The organism is Acetobacter vaccinii, assembly GCF_008365315.1.
Lineage (GTDB): Bacteria > Pseudomonadota > Alphaproteobacteria > Acetobacterales > Acetobacteraceae > Acetobacter > Acetobacter vaccinii.
This window is the reverse complement of sequence record NZ_CP043508.1, coordinates 36,461-58,787: the sequence shown is the minus strand read 5'-3', so window position 1 is coordinate 58,787 and position 22,327 is coordinate 36,461. Positions and strand designations below refer to the sequence as shown.

Sequence of the window (22,327 nt, the reverse complement as noted above, 5' to 3'; positions counted from 1 at the left end):
GAGATGCGCAGCGGCGGCTTCCGCCTCATCCTCGACATACAAGGCGCGATAAAGATTTCCAAAACCGGACATGTGCGCGTGGCAAGTCCGACATACTCGCGTATGCCGTCACCGTTGTTCCCGTCTGCCAGTAATTTCCGCTCATGTGCCTCACGATGCTGCGCATATTGGTAATTATACTGTAGCAAAATGAACCGACATCTCTGGACAAACACCTGAGCGAGCGCATGGTTAAGTGGTTCAACTTGATGGAATGATGCCCCGCATGCGCCGCTGATTGACGGCGCGCTTCATCACACCTCAACGCCAGTTCAGTCCTGCGCGGCACGACGATCAAATGCGGCGCGGGCCTGTTCAAGGGCGGGACGGGCCCAACTTGCCAGGGCTGCCAGAGGTCCTGTCAGGCTTTGCCCCAATGGGGTCAGACAGTACTCAACCTTCGGCGGGACGGTAGCATAGGCTTTGCGAGCCACCAGTCCATCGCGTTCGAGCCCGCGCAGAGTGATGGTCAGCATCCGGTGCGAGATGCCGGGGATGCGGTGCTTCAACGCATTGAAACGATGGGTGCCTTCTGAGAGATGGCCACAGACCATGACCGTCCACTTGTCGCCAATGCGTGCAATCACCTCTGCCAGGCCGCGACATTCCGCTTCTACATTTTCCATTGCTACTCCTTGGGCCGACAGGAACCTGGGTGTTCCTGACGCATGAATTCATGCGTACTTGTTAGCTTATAGGAACAAATTTATCCTAAAGAACCATAAATAACCATGGAATCTGATGATGAAAATAGGTGTGAGCGGTGCCAGCGGCCAGCTCGGTAGCGCAGTTGTTCAGGCGTTGGCGGAAACGGTTGCGGCCGAAAACTTGGTGGCGATTTCGCGCACCCCCAAGACCGATCGAACCTACGCAGGTCGCTTAGGCGACTACGACCAATCCGAGACATTGGTGGCGGCCTATCAGGGCCTGGATCGCCTGTTGTTGATTCCGGGGGCTGATCTGCGGCCGGGGATTCGTTCGCGCCAGATGTTGGCGGCCGTGGATGCCGCTGCACAGGCCGAGGTCGGTCACGTCTTCCTGTTGTCGGCAACCGGGACGCAGCGTGAGGGGGAGTCCGCCGTTGGGGCGGCGTATTGGCACAGTGAGCAGGCGTTGATCAAGAGCGCGATCCCCGCATGGACGATACTGCGTATGAGCTATTTTTCCGAGACGCTGGTCGAAGAGGTGCGGATGTCTTTGACGGCAGGCGGGCTTGCGATGCTTGAGGACAGCCGCGTCAGTTTCGTTTCGCGCGGCGACGTGGCCAAAGCTGCCGCCGCCGCATTGACCAGCGAGGGCCACGAGGGCGCCATATATCAGCTGACAGGCTCTGAAGCCCTGCGTGGTGAAGCGGTCTGCAGACTGGTCGCGCAGCAGATCCAGCGGCCCTTTGCCTTGAACGTTATGCCCGCCGAGGTGTTGCGAGCCGGGTTGCTCAAAACGGGTCTGCCTGACGTGGTTGCCGATGCCGTGGTATCGATGAAGGCGCGGCAGGCGCGTGGCGCCTACGACATCGTCAGCGGTGACATCGTGCGTTTGACCGGAGGCACGCCATGTTCCCTGGCCGAGATTCTGGCGAGTACCGCCGGAGGACTGGGGCAGTCGTAGCCCCGCACTTGCTGGGTTCTTTGCTGCGCCAGTCGACGAAGGCTCCGCACCACCGGTGCAAGTAGGCTTGGAATTGCGGGTACATGACCACGTTGGAGGCGTAGTTCAGCAGGAGGTCAGGTCCAACTGGATGTCGGCGTTGCCAGGGCACTCGACCAGATGGCTTTCCAGGGCGATGGCGTCCCGGGCGGCTAGCAACTGTGTTTGAGCGGCCTCTCGTCACAATCACCAACGCTATCCTCAAAAGCGGAGTGCCATGGCGCATTAGCTCCGCCGCTCAAACACTGTTGCTGATTCAGACCGTCACGAGGCTCAACGAAAGTGCTATTCCTCTCACTATCGAACCGATCGCGTGCCGTTCTGAATGCTGCAGCGTTGTCAATAATCCACCGCCAAAGAGGCATCATTCCTACGAGCAGCCCCTTTCCCAACGGAGTGAGAGTATAATCCACCCGTGGCGGAACCTCACCATAATCACGGCGAATAATAAGACCGTCGCGTTCTAACTGACGAAGAGAGCGCGTCAACATACGCTGCGTAACCCCATCAAGCCGCCGCGCCAGCTCTGCGTGCCGGAGAGTACCAGCAACACCGAGAATATGGACAATACCGAGTGACCATCTGTTGCCGGCATGCGCAAGCACTTCTCGCTTCAACCCGCCATCATCGTCACTGAGAGCAGCACAGGCTGCCTGCGACTGAGCCATCACGGCATCGAAGTCCAGATTATCGAACGGTATCACTCGTGTACCTTCTTCGTTTTCCCACATCGCGTCTTATTTTAACTTCATAACCATAAGGAATTCCTGATGCCAGCGATGAAGACCCCTGTCATTGAAACCCTTGTCATCGGCGCCGGAGAGCTTGGTCAGACCGTCATCACCGGCCTGCTTGAACAGAACCCGGAATGCACTCGGTCAATCAGCGTTCTTCTCAGACCATCAAGCGGAAGCACCAGAACAGATATTGCGCGACAATTAAAGCAAAAAGGCCTGAAGATCGTTTATGCCGATCTCGCGACGGAAACGGTAGATGGCCTCTCCGTCCTCTTCGCCAAGTTCAATACGGTTATATGTTGTACCGGGTTTGTTGGTGGTTCCGGTACACAGCGTAAAATTACCAGTGCTGTCCTTAAAGCTGGGGTGGACCGTTATGTGCCGTGGCAGTTTGGTGTCGATTACGATGTTGTTGGACGTGGCAGCGGGCAGCCAGTATTTGATGAGCAATCAGACGTAAGGGACCTGCTGCGCGGTCAATCTGCGACCCGATGGATAATCGTTTCGACAGGAATCTTCACCAGCTTTCTGTTTGAGCAAGCTTTCGGTTTGGTGGATCTTCAAGGTGCCAAGGTTCGCGCACTTGGCAGTTGGGATAACCGTCTGACGGTGACCACTTCCGAAGATATAGGACGACTTACAGCGAGCATCCTCGCCCATAAACCGCCGATCCAGAACGAGGTGGTTTACGTTGCCGGGGATACGTTCTCCTACGCTCAACTCGCCGAAAAAATGGAGCACTATTTTGGCCGCCCTGTCATTCGGGAACTGTGGGATATGGATAGGCTACGCGCAGAAGTCGCCGCACACCCTGATGACGGAATACGGAAATATCGTCTTGCGTTCGCACGCGATACTGGCGTGGCATGGGACAAGAAGCAGACTTTCAACGCTTTACAGGGCATTGAAGTAACCGACGTCATGACCTGGCTAAAACACCAGCAAAGTCTTGTAGCTTAAACCACTCACTGTTTGCGACATCTTAATTCCGGGAGGCACAAGGTCAGCATCAATCCTAACCATCAGCCCTTGGTTTACTTGCAGAGCGTGGCCGGAGCATGGTGCGCTGCAAGCCTCTGATGGAAGTCGGCATGAAGTGCTGCAAGTGTAATCTGGCCAAAACGCGCGAGAAGTTGGGCCTTAACATCCGCAAGGACGCCGCTCATTGCGTCGTTAACGGCTTCCTCAACAAGGCATTCAGTCTTTTCACTTCGGTTCCCTATGGCGAATAATCTTGGGCCATCAAGAGCCTCGTAGATATCTCGCAGCGTTACCTGATCCAACTGGCATGAAAGCGTCCACCCCCCGCCATGACCTTTCTCGGAGTGCACATATCCATGCTCACGCAGACCACCCATAAGACGTCGCACAACCACGGGATTAGTGTTAAGGGCGCGAGCCAGGGCTTCTGACGTCATGGGACCACCTGCTTCTGCCATATGCAGGAGTACGTGGAGCACACAGGATAATCTGTTATCTTGTCTCATGTAACTTCTTGTGTTGCTAGAGTGCGATTTCGTTAGTATATCATGAAACTCGAAAAGTGACATGAAGGTGTGTGAGAACACTCTTACTTCGAGGACATGCTGTATGAATTTGCTCGAAATTCTGACAGTCGGCGTCGTGGCGACTGCCGCATCCGATATCTGGCAACAAGCCCAGAAACCATTGACTGGAATTCCTGCAGCCAACTGGCCTGTCACGGGCCGCTGGGTCATAGGGTGGCGCGACGGCAGGATCTATGATCCAATGATTGGAAAAAGACCCATCCTGAAAGGAGAGGCAGTTGTCGGCTGGGCATTTCATTATCTGATTGGTGCTATTTATGCTGCACTGTATCTCAGTTTTGTGACTGTCATAGCAGAGACAGTCCCCACATTGTTGAATGGTCTGATCTTCGGACTGATTACGCTTTTAGCGCCATTTCTGTTTATGAAACCTGCTTTGGGCGGCGGTTTTTTCGGACTTAGGGCTCCCAATCCTGAAAAAGGACTATTTCTCAGCATCAGCGCTCATGCCGTTTTCGGAATTGGCTTGTATTTAGGTGAACTGTTCTACCAAAGTCTTTTTTGAACCTTTATTTATTTAATGAGTGCATTTTTCTATAATTACGAGGACTGAGACCGGTTACTCTGCGGAAGACCTGAGCAAAATGACTTGGGCTTTCGTATCCAGTTTCCAAGGCAATCTCGATAATGGAAAGACTGGTCTTGCGAAGCATTTCTGATGCCTTCTGGACGCGGTGCTGCATGAACCAGCCAGACGGGGTTTGTGCTGTGGTTGCACGGAATGAACGACTGAAATGAAAACGGCTCATCCTACACAGCGCAGCGAGGGCATCCAAATCAAATGGTTCAGCCAGATGTGCTTCCATATGCTCAAGAACTCTGCGAAGTTTCCATGTCGGCAAGAGGGTGGATCTTGGCTTTGTCTCACTTTTGGTGTCAGCATACTGTCTTAGTAGATGAACTGTTAGACTTTCCAGAAGACCATTTACAAATAAGGGATTTGCAATGGCGGGAGATTGCATTTCAGCTACCAGACCACTCAAAATGCCTGATATAAAAACGTCCTGTCCTCCCGAGACATCCCGCATTCGAATACGTGAGGAGTTCAGATTTAATGACATGGCGGCTCGGTTAATAAGCTCAAGTCCAAGATAGAGATGCAACACTTCAAAACAAGTGTTTCCCTTGCCCTGCCACCGCATCAGATAGGGTGTGTCCGTCTGCGTGAGGTAAAATGTTCCTGCTCTTGCCTTGCTCTGTTCCCAAGGCCCTGTCAGTTCACGCTCTTCAATATTTGCTTCTCCGCGGAGAACCCAAACAAGCAGGGGTTCTGCGACGGCAGGTACAAGAATTTCGTCTTCTTGTACCGGGCGAGTGAATATCTGGACGTCAACATCCTTCCAGACATCCCCTTCACTTTGCGCGACTTTCTTCCCGGGGAGAAGTTGCTCCAGTGTCAAACTGGCAGCACGCCGAGAAGGAAGGCAGGACAAAACCATCTGCTACACTCTCTCATTTCCATGCGCGACTATCTATAGCGCAAAATCGCGATAGTTTCAGCAAGAAGCCATGAGAGATATCTTCTGGCATAATTTACATGTCCTTCGACAATGAAGGCCGATTGAAGGCTCGTCGTGTGGAGAAGATTATGAATATTGCAGGAAAAGTTGCTCTGGTGACCGGAGCATCCAGTGGCATTGGTGCGGCAACAGCGCGCAAACTCGCAACAGAAGGAATCACAGTTGGTCTGGCGGCACGTCGTCATGATCGCCTGGAAACGCTTGTCAGTGAGATTACCAAGGCTGGCGGTCACGCTATTCCTCTGGTGACGGACGTTACTGATCTTGTCTCGTGTCAAGAAGCGGCAAAGAGCTTGATCGCCCAATTTGGAAGGATTGATGTTCTGGTCAACAACGCGGGCCTAATGCCCCTATCCAGCGTTGACAGCCTGAAAGTGGACGAATGGCAGCAGATGGTGGACGTCAATATATCCGGTGCTCTCAATGCAACGGCAGCCGTTCTTCCGCAGATGATCGCACAGCATTCGGGTCATATTTTCAACATGTCCTCGATTGCAGGCCGGAAGGTCTTTACGGGTCTCGCCGTTTATTGTGCCACCAAGGCTGCGGTGACAGCGTTTTCAGACGGCCTAAGAATGGAGATCGGACCAAAGCATAATATCCGCGTTACCTGCATTCAGCCGGGAGCCGTAAAATCAGAGCTTTACGATCACATTACAGATGCTGATTACCGCAAACAGATGGATGACCTTGCAGCGTCCATGACCTTTCTCGAGGGCGAGGACATAGCAGACAGTATCCTTTTTGCTCTGAAATCACCTGCACGTATGGATGTTGCAGAACTGTTTGTTCTTCCGACTGAACAGGGATGGTGAACAGGAACTGATTGCCAACTGAGCTTAGGAGTCAGGCACCCTTCCGTCGAAAAGAGGCTTCAGGCTGGAAAGCCTCTTGAAGCTCGGTCACAAAGACCCGCAGCTTTGGTGTCATAACCGGACCTGCGTTATAGAGCAGGTGCATGGGCCTGTCCGGAACTTTCCACCTGGGCATAAGCCGGACAAGCCGTTTGCTTTTAATATCTGGAAGCAGAGCCTGCTCATATCCCAGCAGAATGCCATCGCCACCAAGAGCTGCAGAATGCAGAACACTTGAATCATTACTGATTATCTTCCCGGACACGGTGACAGGTCGCGTAACGCTCCCCTGAGAAAGGTGCCACGTGGTTACAGGGCCGCCGGAGTTTTCATATAGGAGACACTCGTGGCGCATCAGATCTTCGGGCTGCCCTGGAAAACCGTGTTTTTCCAGATAGGTTTGAGCCGCGCAGATGACCCGACGATAGGCCGTCAAAGGACGACTGACCGCTGTAAGGTCCGTCTCCAGTTCACCAATTCGGATCACAGCCTCATGACCATCCATTGTGGGGTGAACCAGTTGGTCTGTCAGGGATAAATGCACTTGAATTTCTGGGTATCTTTTTTGAAAACTGTGAATAAATGATAGAAATACCGTTCGCCCGAAGGTGACTGGGACGCTGACAGATAATGTGCCGCGCGGTGTGCCAAGCGTATTGGCTGCCAGACTGTCAGCTCGTTCAGCAGCCTGCAGAACAAGCCGACATTGCTCGCAATAGAGCCGTCCTGTTTCAGTCAGACTTTGCCGACGTGTCGTTCGATGCAACAGGCGAGCACCAAGGTGATGCTCCAGAGCCTCTATATGCTTGGCGACCATCTGCGGCGACAAAGTCAGATGCTGGGAGGCCGCAGCAAAGGACCCCAATTCCACGACCTTGATAAAAATCTTCATGCTGGTTAACCGGTCAAGCATTCATCATCCTCAGTTGTGACTGATGTCTCGTATCGACAATTTATCCAGCGAAAAATAGGAATATGCTGAAGGCTTCGAGTGATTGGCAAGTCCAGTTCTGGTGGAGACTTTCGAAATGCCTGTTTATCTTGTGCGCATGGACCACCCTGACGGCGAGGGATGGGGACAGCATGTCGCAGCCCACGTGTTGTATCTCAGGCGCCTTATTCAGGAAGGCAGCCTGCTGGCCTCCGGTCCGTTGAAAGGTACCCCATTGCGCTCCGGCTTTCTGATTATGAAAGGCGCCAATCGGCAGGAGATTGACGCGATGATTGCCGGTGATCCCTTTGCATCCGAAGGTTTGATTTGTGATCTGCGGATTGAAGAATGGGACCCACTATTCGGGTGCCTATCAAACCATGCAACAGGCGCACTCCCGCAAGAATTGAAGTCTCTTTTCCCTTCATGACGACAGCGCTGTGTTTTTTGAGAAATAAAAACGAAAAGAGAGCCTTGGGATTATGAACGATCTTCAGTGGTATACTGTAGGGGATGCCCGCATACTAAAAATACAGGATCTGACGCTGGCAGCACTCACTCCAGAACACTTGCTTCCTGACTGGGATGATGCAACGGCACTTCAGGTCTATCCTGATCTGTCTGAAACGCTGGATGCTTCAGAAACGAAAATCCTTTTGAGCGTTCATAGCTGGCTCATCAAGGATCGCGGTCGGAACATTCTTGTGGATACGGGGGCCGGGAATAGCAAGGCTCGACCTGCTGCTCTGTATTTCGATCACTTGCACACCGTGTGGCTTGAAAATCTGATGCGCGCTGGCGTCCGGCCAGAAGATATCGATTTTGTTCTTCTCACCCATCTGCATGTTGATCACGTGGGGTGGAACACATGCCTGCAAAATGGGATCTGGGTTCCGACCTTCCCAAATGCCCGATATGTCTTTTCTAGGGCCGAATATGATTTTTTTAGCAATCCGGTTCATGATAGCATCCGCAATAAAACCAGTTTCATGACACGCATTGATAGCGTTGATCCGATTATCTCGGTGGGTCTCGCAGATCAGATTGACGTAGACGGATCCGAAGTTCTTGAAGGAATTTCCTTTCATCCCACACCTGGGCATACGCCACATCATGCATCTGTAGTGCTGAAATCAGGGATGGAGCGTGCGCTCTTCACGGGTGATGTCATGCATCACCCCATTCAGGTGTGTTTTCCGGAGTGGAGTGCTGTCTTTGATGCAGACCCTCAGACAGCCATCATATCACGCAAATGGGCTTTGAATTACGCTGTCGAACACGATGCGGCATTATTCACATCGCATTTTCCGATAACATCGGCTGGAAGAGTGATGACGTCCGACCAGGAAAGGGGTTGGTCTTTCCTCTAGGGCTGGCATTATGTCTGCTGTTCACCTCGTTCTATTCGATTGTGTTGGAAAAGTCTCGCCCGACCCTCTGCCTGAAATTTCGGTTCGAAAAAGTAACATATAGAGTGTTGTAATCATGTGTGATTTTCATTCCGTATTACATACGAAATCAAGGTCGAATACCTTAAGCTGACTTTTTCAACACAATCATTCCTTTGCGGACATTCTGCTTTCCCCCGATAGTGTTGAAAAAGTCGCGCTTGCTTTGAGAGTGAAGCACTGATTCACTCTTCGCAGGAGGAACCTGCAAATGATGGGTGATCGAACGAAAATACAGGAGGCACTGTTCTACGAGTTCCGTCTTGAAGACCATGTGCCAGCTGGCCATCTTTTGCGTTCAATTGATCGCTTTGTCGATCTGGACGGCCTGCGTGAGCATCTTCGTCCATTTTACAGCGGCACGGGACGGCCTTCAATCGATCCCGAGCTGATCATCAGGATGTTAATCGTTGGCTACGTGATGGGTATTCGATCCGAGCGACGGCTATGTGAAGAAGTCCATCTTAACCTGGCCTACCGGTGGTTCTGTGGCCTTGGTCTCAACGGCCCTGTGCCTGATCATTCGACATTCTCGAAAAACCGGCACGGACGCTTCCGGGAGAGTGATCTGCTTCGCCAAATGTTCGAAATGACCGTCCGGCAGTGTATCGCCAAGGGACTGGTGGGCGGTGAAGGCTTTGCGGTCGATGCCAGCACGATCAAGGCTGACGCTAATCGGCAGCGTAGTGTTCCGGGCCCAGATAAACTGCCGATCGAGGCAGCCCAACGTGCTGTGCGGGAGTATTTCTCGGTGCTGGACGATGCTGCATTTGGGTCTGCTACGCCCGTGCAACCAAAATATATCTCTCCGGTCGATCCTGCGGCACGTTGGAACGCTGCAAGCGGTGGCCTTGCTTATTATGCCTACTGCACAAATTACCTCATCGACCTTAAATCGGCTGTCATCATGGATGTAGAAACCACGACAGCCATCCGGCAGGCCGAGGTTACGGCGCAACGCCGAATGATAGAGCGTACGCAGGAAACATTTGGAATATGGCCCGAAAGGCTTGCGGCGGATACAGCTTATGGATCCGCTGAAAATCTTGCGTGGCTGGTTCATGAGCGTGGCATCGAACCTCACATTCCGGTCTTCGACAAATCTGCCCGGCAGGACGGGACTTTCGAACGTCGAGATTTCACATATGACCACGTGCACGATCTTTACATCTGTCCTGGAGGACAGCAACTGAAGCAGCAGTGGCGCAAGATCAACTCGGATCAACCAAATGCCCCTCCCGACAACCTACTTCGATACCGTTCGTCGAAACTGGCGTGCGACGTATGCACTCTCAAACCAAAATGCTGCCCCAATCAGCCCAATCGTAAGGTTCTGCGCTCTATTCATGAAGGCGCTCGTGATATGGCCCGCGACATTGCTTTAACCGACGCCTATATTATCTCCAGACGAGAACGAAAGAAGGTTGAAATGCTGTTTGCTCACCTCAAGCGCATTTTGAAGATCGATCGGTTGAGGCTCAGAGGACCAAACGGTGCCCGTGATGAGTTCCATCTCGCCGCAGCTGCTCAAAATCTCCGCAAAATGGCGAAACTGATACCTCCCGGAGCGCCTGCCTTATCCACCTGAGGCAAGAAAGCTGCACTTATGTCGAAGTGGCTTGGCAACACTTTCACTCTTCACCATGAGTTTTTCAACACTATCCCCCCATTGCCGTCGTTTCCTGCCGGGCAAGGAATCCTCTTTCGGACTGATCCCTCACGGCCTGGGTTGTCCCGCCTTTCTGCGTGACAGCAGGGAGGCTGGGACCTCTGCCGGGGTGATGGCCTGGTCGGGCTGCATCATCATATAGCCACGCCTGAGCCGATGGCGGATCAGGCGGCTGAGAGCATTTGCTGCCGCCCCTTCATTGTCGTGAAGGTCCAGACGCATCTGTCCTGCTGTGCCCAGGCGTCCCCAGCGCCGGACGAGGGCCGCGCCTCCAAAGAGGTCGGGCTGGATGGAGAGCGCATACCAGCGCCATTCATTACGATCAGGCCGGATGCGCTGCAACCGGGCGCTTGTCGGGAACATGGCTAACTGGGCAGAGCATGACATCGGCACGGGCAGGCTCCTGATCAGGGCTTGGCGTCTTCTGGCGCAATCTCTGCCATCCGGGCAGAGACCGACGATAGCCGGTCAATGGCTGTCTGTACACCACATATTTCCCATGACGGCCGTGAGGACGCGGGCGTGAGCCTGTGCGCTGACGGCCAGACGCCTTCGGCGCGCTACGCGGCTCCCGCTCTGCGCTCGCTCTGCCGTGGGGACGGCCCTTGTGCCGGGACAGGGCCTTTCTGCTCAGGAAGGGGACGGTTGCAGGGTCTTTCTTGTGCGTCAATGTAATATTCGCCTTGAATGACATAATAAATATCGTGTTTTTATTGCTATAAATACAATGTTTTTCTTTGATGTATTGGCGGCCTGTGCTACAAGTAAAGACAGAAGACATGGTATGACTTGAAGTATTCAGGAGACACCGCCATGGCCTACCAGCGTTTCGAACTGACAGAGCAGGATCGCCAGACCATTCTGGGGGGCGTGTCCTGCGCCAGCCTACTCGAAGACCACGGGTTTCTCCTGGTGAAGGAGAAGAGCACGCGCAACAGCCTGAAATACCGTAAGGATGACACCCACATCATCATCACCCATCAGGGCAAGGGCTGGTGGAACCCGGGGGCGTCACGCGGCACCCCTGAAGGCAGTGGTGATGCCTTTACCCTGCTGCGGTTTCTGGAACCTGATCTCAGATGGTTTGAAGTCTGCCAGACACTGGGCCGCTACGTGGGTGTGGAACCGGCCGGGGCTGTGTTCGTCAAGGAGCGTGCCCCGCGTGACGATATGCGCAGTCCGGCTGAACGCTGGGCCGAGAAGAAGCCGCTTTACCGCAATGGCAAGGTCTGGACCTATCTGACGCAGGAGCGGTGCCTGCCCGACTGGATCGTGCGCCGGGCCATGACCACGGGCTGCGTGCGTGACGGGTATCATGCGGCCTGGTTTGCCCATACCGATGCGCAGGGGCAGGTCTGCGGGGTCGAACTGCGTGGCCCCGAGACACACATCTGCCTGGGAGGCAGCACCAAGACCCTGTTCCGTTTCCAGCCCGGCAGTGCGCGCGATGTCCGCAGGCTGGTGGTGTGCGAAGCCGCGATTGATGCGCTGTCCTGCGCGGCTCTGGATGGCCGCCGGGGACTGGACGCACTCTACGTGTCCACCGCCGGGGGCATGGGGCCGGAAACGCTGGCCGCCCTGAAAAGCACACTGGCCGCCCTCAGCCAGGTGCCCGGTGCCGTGCTGGAGATCGGCACGGATGATGATGAGGGCGGCGACGGGTTTGCCGACATCCTCTACGACCTCGCCGATGCAGCCGGGGTGGCGGTTCTGCGCCGCCTGCCTCCCGATCGGGCCAAAGATTTCAACCAGACACTCAAGAACATGGCCGCACAGGCCGCCTGAAAGGATCTGACCATGACCGCACCGACCCCCACACCTCCTGAAGATGAGCAGGCCCGTCGCAAGCGCGCGGACTATGAAATGTCCCTGCTCACCAACGCGGGCGAAGCCCTTGAAGCGCTGATCGAGAGTTTTCTGTCCCATCCCGATTACGGGATCTGGCAGAACCGCACCCCCGCGCTGGGCTACACCCTGCCCTGGGCCTCGGTCAGCTACCGGCAGGGGGCAGAGTATCATGCGGCTCTGGTCGTCGGGGGCGCGCATGAGGGCCGCAGCTGGACGACAACGGGTACGCTGATGCTGTTTGCCCCGGACCGGCCCGCAGGGGAGATGTTCTTCACCCTTGACGGGGCGACGACAGCTCTGCGGATCAGCTGCGTCTTCCCGGGCCTGGGTGAGAAACGGCCTGATGCCCGCGCCCTGCTGCGCGAAGTCAGTTGCCTGACGGGGCTCTGGGCAGGCGACCGCGCTCTGGTGGCACAGTGGGCGCGCTTTGCCGCCATCCGGGGAGAAGAGGCGTTCCCCGATATGTTTGTGTCCCTGAACTTCGGGGGGGATGTCCAGCGGGGTCTGGTGGTTGACGGCACGATGGACGACGACGGGGCCTGGGATTTCTCCACCGTGATTACCCTGCTGCGCTCTGATGGCAGGCTGCTGGACCTCGATGCCGGTCAGGCCAGCCATATCGAGATGCTGGTGGAGGGGGACAGGGCCGATGAGCTCAGCCGCCGACGCTGACACGACCGGGCTGACGGCGGCACAACAGGAGGCGGCCCGTCAGGACGGGGCGGTCGTGGTTCTGGCGGGTGCCGGCACGGGCAAGACCCGCACACTGGTGGCCGGGGTCGTGGACCGGGTGCGTCGTCGGGGTATTCCTCCATCCCGCATCCTGGCCGTGACGTTTACGAACCGTGCCGCTGACGAAATGCGTGTCCGGATTGCCCAGGCCCTGGGTGCAGGCAACACCCCGTCGTGGATTGGCACTTTCCACGGGCATGGTCGGCGCCAGCTCCGGCAGGATCCCGGGATTGCCGGGCTGCGTGATGGCTTTGACATCTGTGATGCCGAAGATAGTCGGCGGATCATCAGACGCCTTCTGGGCGAGGCCATGCAGGCCGGGGCGCTGGAGGAGAGCGGGGCCGAGGTGCTGCGCAAACGCGTCAAGGGGATTACAACCCGGATTGCGCTGTTCAAGGATGATCTGGTCCTGCCCGAGCAGGCGATGGGGGTCGTGCAGACATTTGTGGCGCGTTACGGACAGGCTGATGCCGAGGACCAGAGCCTGTGGCAGATGGCGGCCGCCCTTTACGCATCCTATCAGGCGGTGCTGCGCGAAACCAACCGGGCCGATTTCGGGGACCTGCTGCTCTACCCGACGGTGGCCATGATGCGCGATGACGCCTATCGCCGCGACTGGGCGGCCCGGTTCGATGCCCTGCTGGCCGATGAATTCCAGGACGTGAACCGCCTGCAGTTCCTGTGGCTCAAACTGCTCAGCCGTGACCATGGCCAGATATTCTCAACTGGCGATGACGCGCAGAGCATCTATTCCTGGCGTGGGGCGCATGTGGGCTTCATCCGTCATTTCAGTCGGGAGTTTCCCGGTGCGCGGCTGATTGCCCTGGAAGAGAACTTCCGTTCCACAGGCCATATTCTGGCTGCTGCGAATGCGGTGATTGCGCATGATCCCGAGCGTCTTGAAAAAACCCTGTTCACCCGTGCCGGTGCCGGGGAGCCGGTCGAGATTGTGGCCTTTACCGGCGCGCAGGATGAGGCCCAGGGGATCGGGCTTGAGATCGGCCGTCGTCTTCTGGCGGGTGTGCCTCCGCAGGAGATCGCCATCCTCTATCGCTACAATTTTCTCTCCCGCCAGCTTGAAGAACAGCTGCTCCGCCTGAAAATCCCCTACGAACTTGTCAACGATACCGGCTTCTGGCAACGCGCGTGCATTCGCGACGCACTGGCCCTGCTGCGCCTGGCGGAATGCCCCGATGATCCTCAGAGTGATGAGGCGTTTCGGCGTGTGATCAATGTTCCCGCCCGGGGTGTGGGGGCGAAGACACTGGCGAAAATCGAAGCCCTGGCTCAGGCGCGGGCCCTGTCTCTGTTTGCCGCGGCCGAGGATCTGTATGACCGGGCGAGCGGGCAGGGGGCTCAGGGGGTGCGGGCGTTCCTGATGCTGATCCGCCGCGAAGGACTGGGGGGTGAGGCGAGCCTTGGGGCACGGCTGCGTGGTCTGGGCGAGCGCTCAGGCTACTTGCCGATGCTGCGGCTGGCAGGAGAGGACGGCAGCGCCGGTCTTGAGAATCTTGAAGAGCTTTACGGTCTGGCCGATGGCTTCGCCACGGTGGAAGCGCTGATGGACCATGCGGCCCTGGGCTCCGCCCCGGCCGGTGCGCAGGAGGTCGGGCGGGTCAGGCTGATGACCATCCATGCCGCCAAGGGTCTCGAATATGCCCATGTCTTTCTGATGGGCTGGGAGGAGACGCTTTTCCCCGCGCCGGGGACAGCCAATCCCGATGAGGAACGCCGTCTGGCCTATGTCGCGCTGACACGCGGGCGGCGCCGGGTCAGTATCACCTGGTGCCGCTGGCGCAATGGGCGGGCCAGTGGTGTGTCCGGTTTTGTGGAGGATATTCCCCCGGCCAGCCTGCACAGGGGCTGGCGGCGCAGCCCGGCGCATGACCTGCCATCGCGGGGTCTGGAGCCAGTCTGACAGGGTGGTCCGGTCCGCGCTCACAACGGGCTGAGCCAGACTGGGTCCATGACTTTCTATGGATCCTTCTCCGAGGGGGGGGCGTGGTCTGACCCGCTCGCCCTCGCTGTCTCTGGAGGCCCTTGCCCGTACGGTGGGTGCGGCCCTTGAGGGGCATGGCAACCGTGTTGCCGCCATGGCCTGCGCCCTTCTGCCAGGCGGCCTGCCTTCCCGCCTGGCAGAGGCGGATCTGGACGCGGGGGCGCGTCTGCACGATGTCGGCAAACTGCTGACGCCCCCATCCATCCTTCATGCCCCCGGACGGCTGACCCCGCCAGACTGGTGGGTCATGCAGCGCCATGTGCTCGATGGTGCAGCACTGGTCCACCGCCTGGCGCCTCAGGCCTCCCCGGTCGTCTTCCAGTGCGTGTTACTCCATCACGAACGCTGGGACGGCACAGGCTATCCCGGCGGCCTGCGGCGTGAGGCCATTCCTGTAGCGGCCCGTCTGGTGGCCATTGCCGATTTTGTCGATGCCCTGCTCAGCCCGCGCGCCTACAAACCCGCGCTGTCTCCTCCTGTCGTGCGGGACATGCTGGCGCATCAGCGGGGGGTGATGTTCGATCCGGCCCTCGTGGATCGCGCCCTGGCCAACTACCCCGTCCTGCTGCGCGTCCGGGGGCATGTCCGCGCCCACAACAGCCCCTCCTACACTGGTCAGCATTGTGACCAGCAAGGAGAAGGCTGATGCCCCCTCGTAAACCTTCAGCGGCCCGCACACTCTCGCGTCCCCCGCTTTACGCCCGGATGTCCGCCCCTGCGCGGGCCATGGCCCGGCATACGGTGCGCGCGCATATCCGCGAGTGTCTGCAGCGTGGCCCGCATGCGGTTCTCGAACTCAGACGCGATATTCCTCTGCCCATGCTCGGCGCCTTCCACGTCATCCTCGAAGAGATGGTTCATGCTGGTGAAATCGCCTCCATCGGCCATGGGGTCTATGTGCAGGTGCCCTGGATGCCCCAGACGATCCCGGTGCAGGCCTCTCCCCTGGCCGATCTGGTGCTGGCGACCCTGGCGGATACGACCAAACCGGGCCATACGGTCGCGCAGCTGGCGCAGGCGCTGGCCCTGACCCACGCCCAGGTGCATGCGGCCCTGGCCAGTCTGGAGACGATGGGGCTGATCGAGCCGGGTCGGGGGGCAGGCCAGTATCGTCCGGCCAGTCCGCGTATGGCCTCACATATCCGCCGGGGTGCCCGTGAGCGGGTGTTTGCCGATGTCGCCAGCCATGAGGCGCCTGGCCTGTGCGACGAGGTGGGCGATGAGTGACTGGGTGAGCTTCCCCAACGGGACACGCGGGCGGCTGTCGTGGGATGGTGAGGCGCGACTGGCCGGGCGCTGGCAGGCCCTGCTGCAGGCGTGCCACGGACAGGACATGCGCCCGCATTGCGACTGCCTCTGGCAGGGGGAGCCTGTGCCCCTTGTGGTGCGGCGGCGGGTGCGCCAGCAGGATGGCCGGGCCGTGGAGGCGTTCCATCTGGCGCGTTTCCCGGGGCAGGGGGACTGGCATGCGCCGGGCTGCCCGTTCCACGACCCCGATCCGGCCCGCAGTGGCCGGGGTGGGTATGAGGCTGGTGTGATCGAGGAGCAGGCGGATGGCCGCCTGCGTGTCAGCCTCGACCAGCCCCTCAGGATCATGGCCCGTGCCCAGGGCGAGACCCCGCCCAGGGCCGGACGTGAGCCAGGGGCTGCCGGACAGGGCGGGGGTGGACAGAGCCGGATGAGCAGTCTGGGTCTGGTGCATCTGCTGTGGGAACGTGCGGGGCTGAACTGCTGGTCCCCGGCGGTGGGACGGCGGCGTCTGTGGTGGACGGGGGTGCGCCATGCCCTTGAGGGGGCGGCCTCGGCCATCCTGCCTGCCCGGGGGGCCAGCCTGGCCGATCGTCTGGCGATGATCGGCTATGGCGATGAAGAGGGTCCGGCCCTGTTGCGCGAGACCGCGCGGAGCTGCGGGCAGGAGTGGCGGCTCCTGCTGCTGGGGGTGGTGGACGGGATTGATCTCCGCCAGGGGGCAGGAGGCCGCTTCACGGCGGTGCGTTTCGATGGCGCGCAGGCCTATGGCCTGCGGGTGACGGGGGATGCCGCCCTGCATGAGCGTCTGACACGGCGCTTCCCGATGGCGCTGCGCGCACTCGGCCTTGCGCGTGCGCAGCGCCGGATCAGGGTGGTCGGACTGGCGATTGCCAGTGTCCGGGTGGGGTGCGATGGCGAGCGTGTGACGATGGGGTGCCGTGTTGCGGACATGGTTCTCATGGAGGTGACGCCCGAGACCCTGATCCCCGTGGCCAGCAGCCACGAACTGGTGGTGGCCACGCGGCTTGTGGCGCAGGGCCGCAGCTTTATCAAACCCCTGCGTTTTGATGCCACGCGTGACGTCGTCCACCCTGATTTTGTGCTGACCGATACCGGTGAGGCCCGGGGCACGCCTATGGAGGTGTTTGGCCGTGACGACGAGGCCTATGCCGCCCGGCGGGCACAGAAATGCGCCTATTACACCGCAGTCTACGGGCAGGACCGCTGGTGGTGCTGGAATGCCGTCGCCCAGCCGGATCTGATCCCCGACTTCCCGGCCCGTGTCGGGGGGCCGCCGCATGGCTGAGAGGGCAGTTATCCACCAAAATAGTGGACAGGGCTGTGGAGAACCCCGGGGTGAGCCGGGGAATAACGGGGAGCAGGGACACAGTGCTGGTCTGCTGCTGGCCTCGTGCCGTCAGACCATGGGCTGGACCCTTATGCAGCTGGAGCGGCGCTCGGGCATCCCCCGGAGCGAGTTCCGGTGCTGGGCGCGGGGGCAGGCCGCCATGCCGGTCGAGGTCCGGGTCTGGCTGTGCGCGCTCAGGGCGCTGCACCGCCAGTATCCCTCTCCCCTGAGTGCCTCCGTACGGATGGGTGGGAACCGCCCGCCCATGGGCCCGCGGGAGGTGGCCCGCGCCTGCCTTGTCATTGGCTGGTCCGAGCGTGTGCTTGCTGAGCGCATGGGGGAGCATCGGACCCATCTGAGACGGCTGCTGGAGCGTGGTGAGCGGCTTGATCCGCGTCGGTCGCGCTGGCTGGACCACCTTGAAGACGGACACCTGACCTGGTCACGGCCCTGAGGCCCGACCGTATCTCCAGAGGAACAGACATGATGGCTGATGGCACATTCTACAGACCCGGCGAGGCCGGGCATGAGGCTGATCACGAGGACAGCCAGACACAGGTGGGCGGGATCGCGGCCGACAGGCTGCGCAGTATCATTGAACGTGTCGAGCGGCTGGAAGAAGAGCGCAAAGCGCTCAGTGGCGACATCAGGGATATTTTTACGGAAGCGAAGTCGGCCGGGTTTGATGTGAAGGTGATCCGCCAGATCATCCGTCTGCGCAGGCAGGAACCGGCCGAGGTCGAGGAGCAGGAGACCCTGCTGGATATCTATCGCCGTGCCCTGGGCATGTGAGGGTGACGGGGGAGCAGATCATGAGCCGACATCATGTGCGTGAACTCAGGGCCCGGATGGGGGATGCGGACTGGCGGGTTGAACTGACCCGTGGGGGGCATCTGTGCTGGCGGCACCGGAGCGGGGCTTTTGTGTTTGGAGCCTCCACCCCAGGGGACTGGCGGGCGGGGCGCAATCTCAGGGCGCAGATGCGCCGGGTGGAACGCAGGGCCGCCAGGGGCGGGACACAAAGCGGCTCAACCCTCTGAGAAAAGCCAGGGGTTGAGCAGTGGCACACCCGTGAACCGGAAATCGTCACTATTGCGGGTGACGACTGTCATCCCATGAACCAGGGCGGTCGCGGCGATCAGGGTGTCGCGCTCAGCCCTGGGATCAGGAACGTGAAGCCGGGCGCAACGCAGGGCAACAGCAGTATCCACCGGCAGGATACGGTCCCTGAACGCAGGCATGACATGGTGATCCATCCAGTGCCTGAGCATTTCTCCCTGCCGGGCATCCCTGCGTTCGACGCGCAGGATGCCCACTTCAAGCTCCATGACCGTGATGGCGCAGAGATAGAGGCTGCCCGCGGCCACACGATCGGCCCAGAGGGCAACGGCCGGGTTGGCTTTGCCCGAACGGACCTTACGCAGTTCCGAGACGACATTTGTGTCGAGGACGAACATCAGGAGAAATCAGCCGGGCGCAGACCCAGGGTGAGGGGGGACGGATCAAAGTCCACGTCTTCGATCCCGGGCATGGCCAGAGCATCGGCAATCCTGTCCGGCTGACCCGTGAGTTTTCTGTACTCTTCAATCGTCAGCAGGACATGAGCCGGTTTGCCCCTGTCCGTGATGAAGACAGGCCCATCCAGCGAGGCTCTTTTGGCCCGGCCCGTATCCTGGTTGAATTCCCGGCTTGAAACTGTGGTGATCGTCATGGCCTGACCCTCCCCTTTGTAGATACGTTACTACAAATAGAACTGGCAGGCCAGATAATCCAGACTGACGTCAGTCACAGACAAGGCAGGAAACACAAAAACAGAAAAAAGCAGAGGAGCGCACAGCACCCTGGGGCGGCCGAAACGCCGGTCTGGGGGTGCCGTCGTGCGTGGCAACCTGGCACAGCCAGGTCCTCCGCTGTGCTGCGGTGCTGCGCATGCAACGCCCGCCTCATGCACCCCCTGCCGGTCGTTATCGGCCACCCCCGGGTGGCAGCACGGTCCGAAAAGGAAAAACAGGACATGGCACAGCATCAGGCACAGGCGAAGACAAACAGACAGGATATCTACACCGAAGTCACCAATCGGATCATCGCCGAGGTGGAAAGCGGTACCCTGCCGTGGACCCGGCCCTGGAGTACGACCACAGGCCCCTCAGGACTGCCGGTGAATGCCACGACCAATGCGCGTTACAGCGGGATCAACGTGCTGCTGCTCTGGCTTGCGGCCTCGGCCAGTGGCTACGGGCAGTCCCGCTGGCTCACCTATCGACAGGCGGCGGCCGTGGGCGGTCAGGTCCGCCGTGGTGAAAAAGGGGTGAGCCTTGTCTACGCCAGCACCTATGTCCCACGTGCGGAACAGGAGCGGGCGGAGGCCAGTGGGGAAGAGGCATTTGGCATTGCCTTCCTCAAACGGTTTACGGTCTTTAATGTGGCGCAGATTGACGGGTTGCCCGAGGCGGTCTGTGGTCTTGCCCCAGTCGAGCCCCCTCATGCCACCAATGCCGCCCTGGAGGCTTTTGTGCAGGCAACAGGTGCCGAGATGCGCTTTGGTGGGAACGAGGCCTATTACCATCCCCGTTTCGATTATATCCAGTGCCCGCCTCCTGCCGCCTTCTCCAGCCCGGAGGCCATGTTCGGGGTTCAGGCACACGAACTGGCGCATTGGACGGGCGCAGAGCACCGGCTTAACCGCACTTTTGGCAAGCGCTTTGGGGATTCTGCTTACCAGATGGAAGAGCTGGTAGCCGAGATTTCAGCCGCCCAGCTCTGCGCGGTGATGGGCATTGCCCCCAGCCTGCGGCATGCTGCTTACATCCAGTCGTGGGTCAGCCTGATGAAGTCAGACCGGCGGGCAATCTTTACCGCTGCCTCGCAGGCTTCGGCTGCCGTGGACTATCTCCTGAAATGCGCGGGCCATCAAGAGGGTGACGACAGCCTTCAGGCGCCTGATCTGGCTCTTGCCGCCTGAGGGCGCGAGAGTTTCCACACAAGGGCCAGACCTGCGGGGACGAGCGCGCTCACCCGCAGGATCTGTTCGCTCTGGTGGAGCCCCTGCATCCCATGAGCCAGCAGCCATGCTCCGTCATGATGATCGAGCCAGTAGAGGGCGGGGAGTGTCCACGCGCTGCGTTGCAGCATGGCGTGGACCAGCAGGTCGCCCGCAAGCAGGCAAAGCCCGCTGAGAACCGCAAGTGCGGTGCAGTAGGCGATACAGCCATACAGGCCGATCCAGACAAGGCGGCGGGCGTACTGTCGGGTACGGGCGAGGGGCATGCAGGTCTCCATCCAGACAAAAAAACACACTCCAGCCTATCGCGGCGTGTTGTGGGCGTAAGCCCGGCAGCAGCTTGAAGGAATGATCATGACACCAGTCCGTAGTAGTCCTGTTCCTGTGCTCACGCCGCTGTGGCGCGGGCGGGCCAGCCTCATGCCAGCCTCATGCCAGCCTCATGCCAGCCTCATGCCAGCCTCATGCCAGCCCCGGTGCAGGCCCGTGGCGCGGATGGGGCGCTGATCAGCGTCTCCATCGCTCCCGAAGACCTCAATGATAATGCCCGCGAACGCCTGCTCGATGAAATCATGCGGGTGATGCCTGTCCCGGCCCGCTGCGCCATGGCCCGGGGGTTCTGGCGTTCCCGCTTCAGGCCGCTGGTTGAAGCGGCCTATCCGGGCCGTCTGGCCGACTGTGCCCAGTGTGATGCACCCCCGCCTCCTCTGGAGGCTGTGGTCTGGCAGCTTGCGGATGATCCGCAGACCTATGGTGAGCATGCGGGGGCATGGATCGTGGTGGATGGCACGCTGGCCAATGAACTGACAGAGCCCATGGCCAGTTGCGAGGAGGCGCAGCGTCAGGCGGATGCGCTCAATGCGGCGGATATCCATGCCGAGTGGTACCGCCACTGGTTCCTGCTGCGCTGGGAGGGGCTGGATGTGCCGGGTGACACCTGGATCAGGGACGCAGCATGAGAGAGATCGAGATCACCCTGACGCTGCGCGTCACGGGTCCGGCCCGTGACAGGGCTGCGCTGCAAGCCCGCCTGCGGCGTGATGCGGCCCTTGGCCGGAGTTTTGCCGGGGCCATCGACGGCATGGAGATGACACGGGCAGTGTTCACGGTCGCGTTTGATCCTTTCAGGCTTCCGCAGCGGCAGGCCTGCCTGCCGGTTCTGGCCCGGATGTGGCCCCGGCTGAACTTTCTGGCCCGGCACTCTCTCATTCCACCGTGGGGTGCGAGCGAGCACGACTATACTTTCTGGAAGGCTGGCCAGCGGGTCTGGGACTGTGCGTGGCGTCCACTGTTCACATGGGTGGACTGGCGGCTCGCAGGCCATCTGCGGGCCATGTCGCAGGTCTGCCTTTACGAGGCATCGGCCGTGAACAGGGCTCTGGCCCAGTGTCGGGGACAACGGGCATGGGTGTGGCGCTTAGCGGCACAGGAGCCTGAGTGCGGGGCATGGCGGTGTGTGTGGGATGCCTGCGGGCAGACAAGGCTGGCCGTGGAGCCCCGGCGCAGGCTTGCGGTCATCATGCGGGGTTTCTCGCTGTGGCTGTGTTGCGGGGTTCACGGTGATGGCGCTGTGGCGCGCTGTTCGCCAGTGCTCCGGTCTGATCTGGAGCGGGACTACCCGGAACTGGCGGATGTTCTGCGGGAGCAGGAGCCTGTGCCTTCTCCGCCGTCAGAGACCCTGTCTCTCGATCTGTGGGAGGATGTGGCTATTCCGTTCTGACGGCCAGACGCCTTC

The 22,327-nt window shown here is 59.3% G+C and carries 27 protein-coding genes and 1 pseudogene; 19 read left to right on the top strand and 9 right to left on the bottom strand.

Features of this window, described 5'->3' with window-relative positions; translation table 11 throughout:
- Positions 1–311 precede the first annotated feature (311 nt).
- Positions 312–665 carry a winged helix-turn-helix transcriptional regulator gene (locus tag FLP30_RS13780; protein WP_149280577.1) on the bottom strand — a complete coding sequence of 118 codons (354 nt, stop codon included), beginning with the start codon at positions 663–665 and terminating at the stop codon, positions 312–314.
- A gap of 115 nt (positions 666–780) precedes the next feature.
- Here FLP30_RS13780 and FLP30_RS13775 point away from each other — a divergent pair, with 115 nt between their 5' ends.
- Positions 781–1,647, top strand: coding sequence for an NAD(P)H-binding protein (locus FLP30_RS13775; protein ID WP_149280482.1), 867 nt, complete (start codon positions 781–783; stop codon positions 1,645–1,647).
- Positions 1,648–1,943: 296 nt separating this feature from the next.
- On the opposite strand, the pseudogene FLP30_RS13765 reads toward FLP30_RS13775, so the two are convergent.
- Positions 1,944–2,417, bottom strand: a pseudogene (locus FLP30_RS13765) (winged helix-turn-helix transcriptional regulator); the annotation flags it as partial.
- A 39-nt stretch (positions 2,418–2,456) separates the two neighbouring features.
- Between FLP30_RS13765 and FLP30_RS13760 the strand changes: the two are divergent.
- The gene (locus FLP30_RS13760; protein ID WP_149280483.1) at positions 2,457–3,383 is read left to right on the top strand and encodes an aromatic alcohol reductase; all 927 of its coding nucleotides are present in this window, start codon (positions 2,457–2,459) and stop codon (positions 3,381–3,383) included.
- 74 nt (positions 3,384–3,457) lie between these two features.
- On the opposite strand, the gene FLP30_RS13755 is transcribed toward FLP30_RS13760, so the two are convergent.
- Positions 3,458–3,862, bottom strand: coding sequence for an Rrf2 family transcriptional regulator (locus tag FLP30_RS13755; protein WP_246856685.1), 405 nt, complete (start codon positions 3,860–3,862; stop codon positions 3,458–3,460).
- Between the two features lie 151 nt (positions 3,863–4,013).
- Here FLP30_RS13755 and FLP30_RS13750 point away from each other — a divergent pair, with 151 nt between their 5' ends.
- On the top strand, positions 4,014–4,496 hold the full coding sequence (locus tag FLP30_RS13750; protein WP_149280484.1) for a DUF2938 family protein: 483 nt from the start codon (positions 4,014–4,016) through the stop codon (positions 4,494–4,496).
- Positions 4,497–4,500: 4 nt separating this feature from the next.
- On the opposite strand, the gene FLP30_RS13745 is transcribed toward FLP30_RS13750, so the two are convergent.
- Positions 4,501–5,430 carry a helix-turn-helix domain-containing protein gene (locus FLP30_RS13745; protein ID WP_149280575.1) on the bottom strand — a complete coding sequence of 310 codons (930 nt, stop codon included), beginning with the start codon at positions 5,428–5,430 and terminating at the stop codon, positions 4,501–4,503.
- 149 nt (positions 5,431–5,579) lie between these two features.
- Between FLP30_RS13745 and FLP30_RS13740 the strand changes: the two genes are divergently transcribed.
- The gene (locus tag FLP30_RS13740; RefSeq protein ID WP_048839679.1) at positions 5,580–6,326 is read left to right on the top strand and encodes an SDR family oxidoreductase; all 747 of its coding nucleotides are present in this window, start codon (positions 5,580–5,582) and stop codon (positions 6,324–6,326) included.
- A gap of 31 nt (positions 6,327–6,357) precedes the next feature.
- Here FLP30_RS13740 and FLP30_RS13735 read toward each other — a convergent pair whose 3' ends face one another.
- Positions 6,358–7,278, bottom strand: coding sequence for a LysR family transcriptional regulator (locus FLP30_RS13735; RefSeq protein ID WP_149280574.1), 921 nt, complete (start codon positions 7,276–7,278; stop codon positions 6,358–6,360).
- A 115-nt stretch (positions 7,279–7,393) separates the two neighbouring features.
- Between FLP30_RS13735 and FLP30_RS13730 the strand changes: the two genes are divergently transcribed.
- From FLP30_RS13730 to FLP30_RS13720, 3 genes are all read left to right on the top strand, one after another.
- A complete protein-coding gene (locus FLP30_RS13730; protein ID WP_016737605.1) occupies positions 7,394–7,726 on the top strand; it encodes a YciI family protein in 333 nt (110 codons plus the stop codon).
- Between the two features lie 52 nt (positions 7,727–7,778).
- The gene (locus tag FLP30_RS13725) at positions 7,779–8,666 is read left to right on the top strand and encodes an MBL fold metallo-hydrolase (protein WP_149280573.1); all 888 of its coding nucleotides are present in this window, start codon (positions 7,779–7,781) and stop codon (positions 8,664–8,666) included.
- 289 nt (positions 8,667–8,955) lie between these two features.
- Positions 8,956–10,332, top strand: a complete 1,377-nt coding sequence (locus FLP30_RS13720) for an IS1182-like element ISGdi16 family transposase (RefSeq protein ID WP_149278715.1) — start codon at positions 8,956–8,958, stop codon at positions 10,330–10,332.
- Positions 10,333–10,461: 129 nt separating this feature from the next.
- Here FLP30_RS13720 and FLP30_RS13715 read toward each other — a convergent pair whose 3' ends face one another.
- Positions 10,462–10,800, bottom strand: a complete 339-nt coding sequence (locus FLP30_RS13715) for a WGR domain-containing protein (protein WP_149280620.1) — start codon at positions 10,798–10,800, stop codon at positions 10,462–10,464.
- A 426-nt stretch (positions 10,801–11,226) separates the two neighbouring features.
- Between FLP30_RS13715 and FLP30_RS13710 the strand changes: the two genes are divergently transcribed.
- Genes FLP30_RS13710 through FLP30_RS13670 form a run of 9 tightly spaced genes read left to right on the top strand, consistent with a single transcriptional unit; the run spans position 11,227 to position 18,631 of the window.
- Positions 11,227–12,198 carry a DUF3991 and TOPRIM domain-containing protein gene (locus tag FLP30_RS13710; RefSeq protein ID WP_149280572.1) on the top strand — a complete coding sequence of 324 codons (972 nt, stop codon included), beginning with the start codon at positions 11,227–11,229 and terminating at the stop codon, positions 12,196–12,198.
- Between the two features lie 12 nt (positions 12,199–12,210).
- The gene (locus FLP30_RS13705) at positions 12,211–12,933 is read left to right on the top strand and encodes a hypothetical protein (protein ID WP_149280571.1); all 723 of its coding nucleotides are present in this window, start codon (positions 12,211–12,213) and stop codon (positions 12,931–12,933) included.
- The gene (locus FLP30_RS13700; protein WP_149280570.1) at positions 12,911–14,911 is read left to right on the top strand and encodes an ATP-dependent helicase; all 2,001 of its coding nucleotides are present in this window, start codon (positions 12,911–12,913) and stop codon (positions 14,909–14,911) included. Before FLP30_RS13705 ends, FLP30_RS13700 begins: the two co-directional genes overlap by 23 nt.
- A gap of 58 nt (positions 14,912–14,969) precedes the next feature.
- Positions 14,970–15,638: an HD-GYP domain-containing protein gene (locus tag FLP30_RS13695; protein ID WP_149280569.1), complete on the top strand. Its 669-nt coding sequence runs from the start codon at positions 14,970–14,972 to the stop codon at positions 15,636–15,638.
- Positions 15,638–16,219 carry a MarR family transcriptional regulator gene (locus tag FLP30_RS13690; protein ID WP_149280568.1) on the top strand — a complete coding sequence of 194 codons (582 nt, stop codon included), beginning with the start codon at positions 15,638–15,640 and terminating at the stop codon, positions 16,217–16,219. The genes FLP30_RS13695 and FLP30_RS13690 overlap by 1 nt, the downstream gene beginning before the upstream one ends.
- Complete coding sequence (locus tag FLP30_RS13685; protein WP_168200145.1) at positions 16,212–17,549, top strand: DUF1173 family protein; 1,338 nt, start codon at positions 16,212–16,214, stop codon at positions 17,547–17,549. The genes FLP30_RS13690 and FLP30_RS13685 overlap by 8 nt, the downstream gene beginning before the upstream one ends.
- The gene (locus FLP30_RS13680) at positions 17,542–18,045 is read left to right on the top strand and encodes a transcriptional regulator (protein WP_149280566.1); all 504 of its coding nucleotides are present in this window, start codon (positions 17,542–17,544) and stop codon (positions 18,043–18,045) included. Before FLP30_RS13685 ends, FLP30_RS13680 begins: the two co-directional genes overlap by 8 nt.
- 29 nt (positions 18,046–18,074) lie before the next feature.
- Entirely contained in the window at positions 18,075–18,383 is a 309-nt protein-coding gene (locus tag FLP30_RS13675; protein ID WP_246856684.1) for a DUF2312 domain-containing protein, read from the top strand.
- Positions 18,384–18,403: 20 nt separating this feature from the next.
- Positions 18,404–18,631 (top strand): type II toxin-antitoxin system HicA family toxin, encoded by a 228-nt coding sequence (locus FLP30_RS13670; protein WP_149280565.1) that lies wholly within the window; start codon positions 18,404–18,406, stop codon positions 18,629–18,631.
- On the opposite strand, the gene FLP30_RS13665 is transcribed toward FLP30_RS13670, so the two are convergent.
- Together FLP30_RS13665 and FLP30_RS13660 are read right to left on the bottom strand one after the other, a co-directional pair.
- Positions 18,620–19,048 (bottom strand): type II toxin-antitoxin system VapC family toxin, encoded by a 429-nt coding sequence (locus tag FLP30_RS13665; protein WP_149280564.1) that lies wholly within the window; start codon positions 19,046–19,048, stop codon positions 18,620–18,622. The two genes, FLP30_RS13670 and FLP30_RS13665, sit on opposite strands and share 12 nt — an antisense overlap.
- Positions 19,048–19,302, bottom strand: a complete 255-nt coding sequence (locus FLP30_RS13660) for a type II toxin-antitoxin system Phd/YefM family antitoxin (protein ID WP_149280563.1) — start codon at positions 19,300–19,302, stop codon at positions 19,048–19,050. The genes FLP30_RS13665 and FLP30_RS13660 overlap by 1 nt, the downstream gene beginning before the upstream one ends.
- A 303-nt stretch (positions 19,303–19,605) precedes the next feature.
- On the opposite strand from FLP30_RS13660, the gene FLP30_RS13655 reads away from it, so the two are divergent.
- Positions 19,606–20,553 carry an ArdC family protein gene (locus FLP30_RS13655; RefSeq protein WP_149280562.1) on the top strand — a complete coding sequence of 316 codons (948 nt, stop codon included), beginning with the start codon at positions 19,606–19,608 and terminating at the stop codon, positions 20,551–20,553.
- Here the strand turns inward: FLP30_RS13655 and FLP30_RS13650 are convergent.
- Complete coding sequence (locus FLP30_RS13650) at positions 20,523–20,858, bottom strand: hypothetical protein (protein ID WP_149280561.1); 336 nt, start codon at positions 20,856–20,858, stop codon at positions 20,523–20,525. The two genes, FLP30_RS13655 and FLP30_RS13650, sit on opposite strands and share 31 nt — an antisense overlap.
- Before the next feature lie 165 nt (positions 20,859–21,023).
- On the opposite strand from FLP30_RS13650, the gene FLP30_RS13645 reads away from it, so the two are divergent.
- Positions 21,024–21,551 (top strand): hypothetical protein, encoded by a 528-nt coding sequence (locus FLP30_RS13645; protein WP_149280560.1) that lies wholly within the window; start codon positions 21,024–21,026, stop codon positions 21,549–21,551.
- Entirely contained in the window at positions 21,548–22,312 is a 765-nt protein-coding gene (locus FLP30_RS13640) for a hypothetical protein (protein WP_149280559.1), read from the top strand. The genes FLP30_RS13645 and FLP30_RS13640 overlap by 4 nt, the downstream gene beginning before the upstream one ends.
- The last annotated feature ends 15 nt before the right edge of the window (positions 22,313–22,327 follow it).